Genomic DNA, 8,100 nt, shown 5'->3' with positions numbered 1-8,100 from the left:
AAGGGCCTGCACGATGCGTTCACAGGCCAGACCGTCGCCATAAGGATTATGGGCGCGGCTCATTGATTGGTAAGCTTCTTCGTCCGTCAGCAGGCGCGTGACTTCACGAACGATTTTTTGTGTATCAGTGCCGACTAACCTGACGGTCCCGGCATCGACGGCTTCCGGACGTTCGGTCGTATCGCGCATTACCAGCACCGGTTTCCCCAGCGAGGGCGCTTCTTCCTGAATGCCGCCGGAATCGGTCAGGATCAGCCAGGCCCGGTCCATCAGCCAGACGAACGGCAGATATTCCTGCGGCTCGATCAGTACCACATTGTCGATATCACTAAGGATGCGGTTGACCGGCTCGCTGACGTTAGGGTTAAGGTGCACAGGATAAACAATCTGCGCCTCCGGATGACGGCGGGCAATGTCTGCCAGCGCGCTGCAAATGCGCTCAAAACCGTCACCGAAACTTTCCCGACGGTGGCCCGTTACCAAAATCAGTTTTTTATCCGCAGCCAGGAAGGGGTAGCGTGTCGCCAGGCTGTTGCGCAGCTGCTCGTCGCTTAAAACGCGATCGCGTACCCAAAACAGCGCGTCGATCACCGTGTTGCCGGTCACAAACATGCGTGCTGCGGGCAGGTTTTCGCGCAGCAGATTTTGCCGCGCCGTTTCGGTCGGCGGGAAGTGCCAGGTCGCCAGATGGCCGGTCAGCGTGCGGTTAGCCTCTTCCGGCCACGGCGAGTAAAGGTCGCCCGTCCGCAGCCCGGCCTCAACGTGTCCAACCGGAATTTGGTGATAAAAAGCCGCCAGACTGGCTGCGAACGTCGTAGTGGTGTCGCCGTGTACCAGCACCACATCCGGCCTGAACTCTGCAAACACGCTTTTCAGCCCTTCCAGTATACGGCTGGTGATTTCCGTCAGTCCCTGGCCGGGCCGCATGATATTCAAATCATAATCGGGAACGATAGCAAACAGCTGCAGTACCTGATCCAGCATCTCACGATGCTGGGCGGTCACGCACAGACGCGCGTCTATCTCGCCATCCTGGGCAAGTGCATGAACCAGCGGAGCCATTTTGATCGCTTCCGGGCGCGTGCCAAAAACAGTTAATACTTTCACTGTTGTTCTCTTTCCTTCGTCTGTCAGGTAACTATAAATCGGCGCTTAACCGCGACGTCGGCGAATCAAAGCGGTACCCGCACCAACCAGCGCGCCCACGGCACCCCACATGATCATCATAAACAGGCGGCGAGGGCTGTCGCGCTTCACCGGCTCTTCCGGCGTGCGCAGATAGCGCCAGGTCTGGAAAGCGTTGTCCGGCTTTGGCCCGGCGCTCAGCGTGCTCAGCATGGCTCTGTTTTGATCATAGTCCAGATCGTAGGTCGGCCCGCTGGCCTGCAGGTTCTCTAACCGGGCCTGTAACAGGGAGCGCCCCAGCAAAAAAAGCTCGGAGTCGGGCAGCTGTTCGGAAGGGGTACTGGTCTTCGCCTGCTCGAAGCCCTGCTGTTGGGCAATTTTCAGCGCCTGCTGCACGCTATTGATCTGACGGTCGTAAATAGCTTTTGCTACCGCTTCCTGTCGCTGTACCTGTGCTTTTAGCTGCTGAGCACGAGCAGCCCAGCCCCCCACCAGCTCGGCGTTCAGATGCTGTGCGGCGCGCTTACCGGCGAAAGCGACATACTCACGCAGCAGCGTGTTGGCCGCTGGTGCGGTTTCCGCAATCAGCCTGACGCTGTCGTTCAGGCTTTTTGCCGCGTCGCCCGGCTGGTATTGAATATTGGCAATCAGCTCGTCAAGCAGGGCAGCGTCGTCGCGGGCCTGTCCGCTCTGCCGCTGTTTGTAATAGCGGCTTTGCAGCCAAAACTCGCGACGCGTATCGTATGACGCAAGCTGCATCACAAATTCCTGATACGCTTCATCCGCAATAGCGGGCGCGGCAACAGGTGTACTGCTGGTACGGCTGTCCAGACTGTTTAAAAACAGCTGCTGCGAATAGTAATTTCCCAGCATATTGACGGTGGGACGATCGGTAACCGCTGTGGTGCTCCATTTTGGCGTGATCAGCAGCGAACAGAGCCAGGCCATCAGGGCAAAAAGCAGCGCGCTGCCGACAATCCACCGCTTTCCTCGCCATAGCGCGCCGCACAGCCCGCGAATATCCAGCTCGTTCTCTGCAACGTCAGGATGCGTCATACATGATATTCCTTGTCCAGGGTAAAGAGGTCCAAAACGACTCTAGCGGGCTTTGCGCAGCCTTCTTTTAACTCTTTTCAGCATTCGCGCCACGCGCCACGCACGTTTGATACAGTAGCCGTACAGCATAAACGCCAGCAAAAACAGCACCAGCATCAGCCAGTCCGGCACAAAGCTGAGCGATTCGCCCAGCACGCCCACGCCGGCCAGCAGCGCGGCCGCCAGCGTGATCAGAAAGCAGGCCTGCCGCGAAGTGAAGCCAGCGCGCATGATCAAATGGTGAATGTGCTGGCGGTCGGCCGAAAACGGGCTCATGCCCTTGCTGAGACGGCGATACATAATGGCGATCATATCCATTAGCGGAATAGCGATCAGCCACAGGGCCGTAACCGGCGTAACGGGATGGCTTTGTCCCTGGGTCGCTTCAAGCAGGATCCAGATAATGGTAAAGCCGATCAGCGTGCTGCCCGCATCGCCCATAAAAACCTTATAACGTCGGCCGAATACGCCAAGATTAAGCAGGATATAGGGGATAATGGCGGCGATCATGGCAAAGCACCACATCGCCAGACTTTGCTGACCATCAGCGAACAGAATGATGCCCATCGCCAGAAAGGTAACGCAGGAAAGCCCGCCCAGCAGGCCATCGATACCGTCTACCATGTTAAAAGCGTTGATGGCGGCCCACACCGCAAACAGCGTCAGCACGTAGCCGAAAGGCCCGACGATCAGTTCCCAGGGGCCAAAAATAAAGCCCAGGCTGAGCAGATAGAGTTTGCCTATGGTCATCATCACCACGGCGATACCTGCCTGAACGCAGGCGCGTATCTTCACGCTGATATCAAAGCGGTCATCAAGTGCCCCGACCAGCACCAGCAAGCCTGCACAGCTCAGATAAAGCAGGCTATGGGGAATATAGTAATCGGTTACGGCGAAACCAAAACAGATGCCGGCGAAAACAGAGATGCCGCCAACCAGAGGAATCACGCCCTGGTGACGTTTGCGGTAGTTGGGCTTGTCCACAAGCCCCACTTTCTTGGCTGCTTTACGGGCGAAGAACAGAAACACCAGCGAAAACAAAAATATTAAAGCAAGCTCCGTACTCATATTGAGTAAATTCACATTAACCAGCTCTCTGCTAAGAATCCCAGTGTTATAGCAATTTCTGTGCCATAACTCGCTGTCGGATTCTGATGTCCATTGTGCCTCGGGGGAAATTCAGCCTGACCGCCCGATTTCCTGCCCATTGCACCTTTAATTTAATTCTCCAGTGGCAACATCGTATAGCCCATAAACGAAAAACGCCACGTCTGAGCGCGGCGTTCCCCGAGTTTTCTTCTTTTTCCGGCCTCTGCTGGGGTTTCGTACAAAAACAGCCCAAAAAAAGAGAGGGTTGATCGCTCAACCCTCTCTTTCCAGCAGACCAGCCGATTTACGAACGCTTCATCATGTCGAAGAATTCATCGTTAGTTTTGGTCATCGCCAGCTTGTTGATAAGGAATTCCATTGCGTCGATCTCACCCATTGGGTGGATGATTTTGCGCAGGATCCACATCTTCTGCAGTTCTTCAGAACTGGTCAGCAGCTCTTCTTTACGCGTACCGGAACGATTGTAATCGATAGCAGGGAAAACACGCTTCTCGGCAATTTTACGCGCCAGATGCAGTTCCATGTTGCCCGTACCTTTAAATTCTTCGTAGATGACTTCATCCATCTTCGAACCGGTATCGACCAGTGCGGTAGCGATAATAGTCAGGCTGCCGCCCTCTTCCACGTTACGCGCGGCGCCGAAGAAGCGTTTTGGACGGTGTAGGGCATTCGCATCCACACCACCGGTCAGGACTTTACCGGAAGCCGGAACCACGGTGTTGTAGGCACGAGCCAGACGCGTGATGGAGTCCAGCAGGATAATGACATCCTTTTTATGCTCAACCAGACGCTTGGCCTTCTCGATCACCATTTCAGCAACCTGCACGTGGCGGGAGGCCGGCTCATCGAAGGTAGAAGCGATAACTTCGCCTTTCACCAGACGCTGCATCTCGGTAACTTCTTCCGGACGTTCGTCAATCAGCAGCACCATCAGCACACAGTCAGGGTGGTTGTAGGCGATGCTCTGCGCGATGTTCTGCAGCAGCATGGTTTTACCCGCTTTCGGCGGTGCCACGATCAGACCACGCTGACCGCGACCGATTGGCGAAGCCAGATCCAGCACGCGTGCGGTTAAGTCTTCAGTAGAACCATTACCGCGCTCCATGCGCAGACGCGAATTAGCGTGCAGTGGCGTTAAGTTTTCAAACAGGATTTTGCTACGGGCATTTTCCGGTTTGTCATAGTTAACTTCATTAACCTTCAGCAGGGCAAAATAGCGCTCGCCTTCTTTCGGCGGACGGATCTTGCCGGAGATGGTGTCACCAGTGCGGAGGTTAAAGCGGCGAATTTGGCTGGGGGATACATAGATGTCATCGGGACCGGCGAGGTAGGAGCTGTCTCCAGAGCGGAGGAAACCAAATCCATCCTGCAATATCTCCAGTACGCCGTCGCCGAAGATATCTTCGCCGCTTTTCGCGTGTTGTTTAAGGATGGCGAAGATAATGTCCTGTTTGCGCATGCGCGCCAGGTTTTCCAGCCCCATATTTTCGCCGAGAGTTATCAGGTCAGAAACCGGCGTATTTTTTAATTCGGTAAGATTCATAATGGTGGGTTCTTAAACTCGGGGTAAATCTCGAAATGTTTGTCGTCAAATGGTATGGCGAAAAATCCATGCCTGTTAATGGCTTTCTTGTCAGACTCCCGACCATCGCGTGCAGGAATACGCGGATCCGATACGGGGAGACGGTAAGGACAAGGTGCCGGAAATTCTGGATACTAACCGTCAGATTGCTGAACATTCGTTACATTCAGAGGAAAACAGTGTTCAACAAGGAGTAAATATTAGATTCAAACTACAGGTAAGTGCGTAATGCAGTAAAAGTAAGTTAGCACGCTCAATGGCAAACGTCTAGCGATGAGCTAAAAATATGAACGGGACAGAGAGAAAACTTTAAAGGGGAACAGGCGTGTGCCTGCGGTGGGCGCGCATGGCCCACCGCAGCTGGGCGGGTTAGCCCAGGTTCGCGTTCAGAAACTCTTTCAGCTGCCCTTTAGAAAGTGCGCCCACTTTCGTCGCCGCCACTTCGCCGTCTTTAAACAGCAGCAAAGTAGGAATACCGCGGATCCCATATTTCGGCGCAGTGCCCGGGTTTTCGTCGATATTCAGTTTGGCGATGGTTAGCTTGCCGTCGTATTCTTCGGCAACTTCGTCAAGGATCGGGGCGATCATTTTGCACGGACCGCACCACTCTGCCCAGAAGTCGACCAGCGTCAAGCCTTCTGCCTTCAGGACGTCGGTTTCAAAGCTGTCATCGGTCAGGTGGACAATTTTATCGCTGCTCATGTCTTACTCCAAAAGATTATGCCTGGCTGCCTGGCGTAAAATCTGCCAACTTAGGTTGACTTTATTTCACCGGATACGCTTTCGTAAAGCAATAGTAAGCTGATATTCTACCACACTATGAGCAAAACACACTTAACCGAACAGAAGTTTTCCGACTTCGCCCTGCACCCTCAGGTCATTGAAGCCCTTGAAAATAAAGGGTTTCATCACTGCACGCCTATACAGGCGTTGGCATTGCCTTTCACCCTTAACGGGCGTGATGTAGCGGGACAGGCGCAAACCGGTACCGGGAAAACGATGGCGTTTTTAACGTCAACGTTTCATCATCTTCTTTCTCACCCTGCGCCGGAGGGCCGTCAGGTCAATCAGCCGCGTGCGCTGATCCTGGCACCGACTCGCGAACTGGCCGTACAAATCCACGCTGATGCAGAGCCACTCACGCAGGTGACCGGCCTGAAGCTGGGGCTGGCTTACGGCGGTGACGGCTACGATAAACAGCTGAAAGTGCTGGAAAGCGGCGTTGATATTCTGATCGGCACCACCGGCAGACTGATCGATTACGCTAAACAGAATCATGTTAACCTGGGCGCGATCCAGGTCGTGGTACTGGATGAAGCCGACCGGATGTTCGATCTGGGCTTTATTAAAGATATTCGCTGGCTGTTCCGCCGTATGCCTGCGGCAAACCAGCGTTTAAACATGCTCTTTTCCGCCACCCTTTCCTTCCGCGTACGCGAGCTGGCGTTCGAAAACATGAACAACGCTGAATATGTGGAAGTCGAACCGGAGCAGAAAACCGGGCACCGCATTAAAGAAGAACTTTTTTATCCTTCTAATGAAGAAAAAATGCGTCTTCTGCAAACCCTGCTGGAAGAAGAGTGGCCGGATCGCGCCATTATTTTCGCCAACACCAAACACCGTTGTGAAGATATCTGGGGTCATCTGGCCGCTGATGGTCACCGCGTCGGCCTGCTGACCGGCGATGTGGCGCAGAAAAAACGTCTGCGTATCCTGGATGACTTTACCAAAGGCGATGTGGACATTCTGGTAGCGACCGATGTGGCGGCACGCGGGCTGCATATTCCTGCCGTAACGCACGTCTTTAACTACGATTTGCCTGACGATCGGGAAGACTACGTGCATCGCATTGGCCGTACCGGACGCGCGGGGGCTAACGGGCATTCCATCAGCCTGGCCTGTGAAGAATATGCGCTGAACCTGCCGGCGATTGAAGAGTATATCGGCCACAGTATTACCGTAAGCCGTTACAACAGCGACGCGCTGATGACCGATCTGCCGCCGCCCAAGCGTCTGACGCGTAGCCGCACGGGGAGTGGCCCGCGCCGCAGTGGCGGACCGCGCCGTAATGGCCCACCGCGCAATAATAACCGCAAACGTTCAGGTTAATGCCATGCCCAGCGCCTCATCGCTTTATGCTGCAATAGATTTAGGATCTAACAGCTTTCATATGCTGGTGGTGCGCGAGGTGGCTGGCAGTATCCAGACCGTTGCGCGCATCAAACGCAAAGTCCGTCTGGCTGCCGGCCTGGACAGCGAGAGCCGTCTTTCTGACGAAGCAATGGCGCGCGGCTGGGCATGTCTGGCGCTGTTTTCGGAGCAGCTGCAGGATATTCCGGCAGCGCAAATCCGCGTGGTCGCCACGGCAACCTTGCGGCTGGCCGCCAATGCGGGCACATTTCTGTACAAAGCGCAGGATATCCTGGGCTGTGCTATTAATGTGATCAGCGGTGAAGAAGAAGCCAGCCTGATTTATCAGGGCGTGGCGCACACTACCGGCGGCTCTGATAAACGCCTGGTGGTCGATATCGGCGGTGGCAGCACCGAGCTGGTGACCGGCAGCGGCGCACAGCCGGTTGCCCTGTTCAGCCTGCCGATGGGTTGCGTGACCTGGCTGGAGCGCTATTTCGGCGATCGCCACCTCGGCAAGCATAATTTCGACGCGGCGGAACAGGCGGCAAGCGAAATGATCCGCCCTGTTGCCCCGAAACTGCGCGAGCAGGGTTGGGAAATTTGCGTGGGCGCATCCGGCACCGTTCAGGCGCTGCAGGAAATCATGATGGCGCAGGGAATGGACGAGCGCATTACGCTTGCTAAGCTCCAGCAGCTGAAACAGCGCGCCATTCAGTGCGGCAAGCTGGAAGAGCTGGAAATCGAAGGGCTGACGCTGGAGCGCGCGCTGGTTTTCCCCAGCGGCCTTTCCATTTTGATCGCCATTTTTACCGAGTTGAATATCAGCAGCATGACGCTGGCTGGCGGCGCGCTACGTGAAGGCCTGGTATACGGTATGCTGAAGCTGCCGGTCGATCGCGATATCCGCAGTCGTACCTTGCATAACGTTCAGCGTCGTTTCGCGATTGATCTCGATCAGGCGGAACGCGTGCGCGCGCTGGCGGAAAGTTTTTGCCGCCAGCTGAGCCACAGCTGGAAGCTGGACGAACGCTGCCGGGAACTGCTTAACAGCGCCT

The 8,100-nt window shown here is 55.2% G+C and carries 7 protein-coding genes; 2 read left to right on the top strand and 5 right to left on the bottom strand.

All coding sequences use genetic code 11. From position 1 onward, the window contains the following. From wecB to trxA, 5 genes are all read right to left on the bottom strand, one after another. Positions 1–1,107, bottom strand: a 1,107-nt coding sequence (gene wecB, locus RTK32_RS09110) for a non-hydrolyzing UDP-N-acetylglucosamine 2-epimerase (protein WP_312043221.1), incomplete at its 3' end; no start/stop codon positions are given. A 45-nt stretch (positions 1,108–1,152) separates the two neighbouring features. Beyond that, the gene (gene wzzE / locus RTK32_RS09105; RefSeq protein ID WP_312043219.1) at positions 1,153–2,181 is read right to left on the bottom strand and encodes an ECA polysaccharide chain length modulation protein; all 1,029 of its coding nucleotides are present in this window, start codon (positions 2,179–2,181) and stop codon (positions 1,153–1,155) included. A gap of 42 nt (positions 2,182–2,223) precedes the next feature. Continuing rightward, on the bottom strand, positions 2,224–3,303 hold the full coding sequence (gene wecA / locus RTK32_RS09100; RefSeq protein ID WP_312043217.1) for a UDP-N-acetylglucosamine--undecaprenyl-phosphate N-acetylglucosaminephosphotransferase: 1,080 nt from the start codon (positions 3,301–3,303) through the stop codon (positions 2,224–2,226). Positions 3,304–3,613: 310 nt separating this feature from the next. Then, positions 3,614–4,873, bottom strand: a complete 1,260-nt coding sequence (gene rho / locus RTK32_RS09095) for a transcription termination factor Rho (RefSeq protein ID WP_246762481.1) — start codon at positions 4,871–4,873, stop codon at positions 3,614–3,616. Positions 4,874–5,281: 408 nt separating this feature from the next. Further along, complete coding sequence (trxA, locus tag RTK32_RS09090; protein ID WP_125290733.1) at positions 5,282–5,614, bottom strand: thioredoxin TrxA; 333 nt, start codon at positions 5,612–5,614, stop codon at positions 5,282–5,284. Between the two features lie 117 nt (positions 5,615–5,731). Here trxA and rhlB point away from each other — a divergent pair, with 117 nt between their 5' ends. Together rhlB and gppA are read left to right on the top strand one after the other, a co-directional pair. Beyond that, positions 5,732–7,021 carry an ATP-dependent RNA helicase RhlB gene (rhlB, locus tag RTK32_RS09085; protein WP_312043213.1) on the top strand — a complete coding sequence of 430 codons (1,290 nt, stop codon included), beginning with the start codon at positions 5,732–5,734 and terminating at the stop codon, positions 7,019–7,021. Positions 7,022–7,025: 4 nt separating this feature from the next. Next, the coding region (gppA, locus tag RTK32_RS09080; protein ID WP_312043211.1) for a guanosine-5'-triphosphate,3'-diphosphate diphosphatase at positions 7,026–8,100 on the top strand (1,075 nt) is incomplete at its 3' end.

Origin of the sequence: Erwinia sp. (genome assembly GCF_031978025.1) — a bacterium.
Lineage (GTDB): Bacteria > Pseudomonadota > Gammaproteobacteria > Enterobacterales > Enterobacteriaceae > Erwinia.
Note: the sequence above shows the minus strand (reverse complement) of the source record. Positions and strands in the feature narration are given on the sequence as shown.

Coding starts and splice junctions, on each gene's coding strand:
- rho (WP_246762481.1), bottom strand. CDS start 4,873: ATGAATCTTACCGAATTAAAAAATACGCCGGTTTCTGACCTGATAACT.
- wzzE (WP_312043219.1), bottom strand. CDS start 2,181: ATGACGCATCCTGACGTTGCAGAGAACGAGCTGGATATTCGCGGGCTG.
- trxA (WP_125290733.1), bottom strand. CDS start 5,614: ATGAGCAGCGATAAAATTGTCCACCTGACCGATGACAGCTTTGAAACC.
- rhlB (WP_312043213.1), top strand. CDS start 5,732: ATGAGCAAAACACACTTAACCGAACAGAAGTTTTCCGACTTCGCCCTG.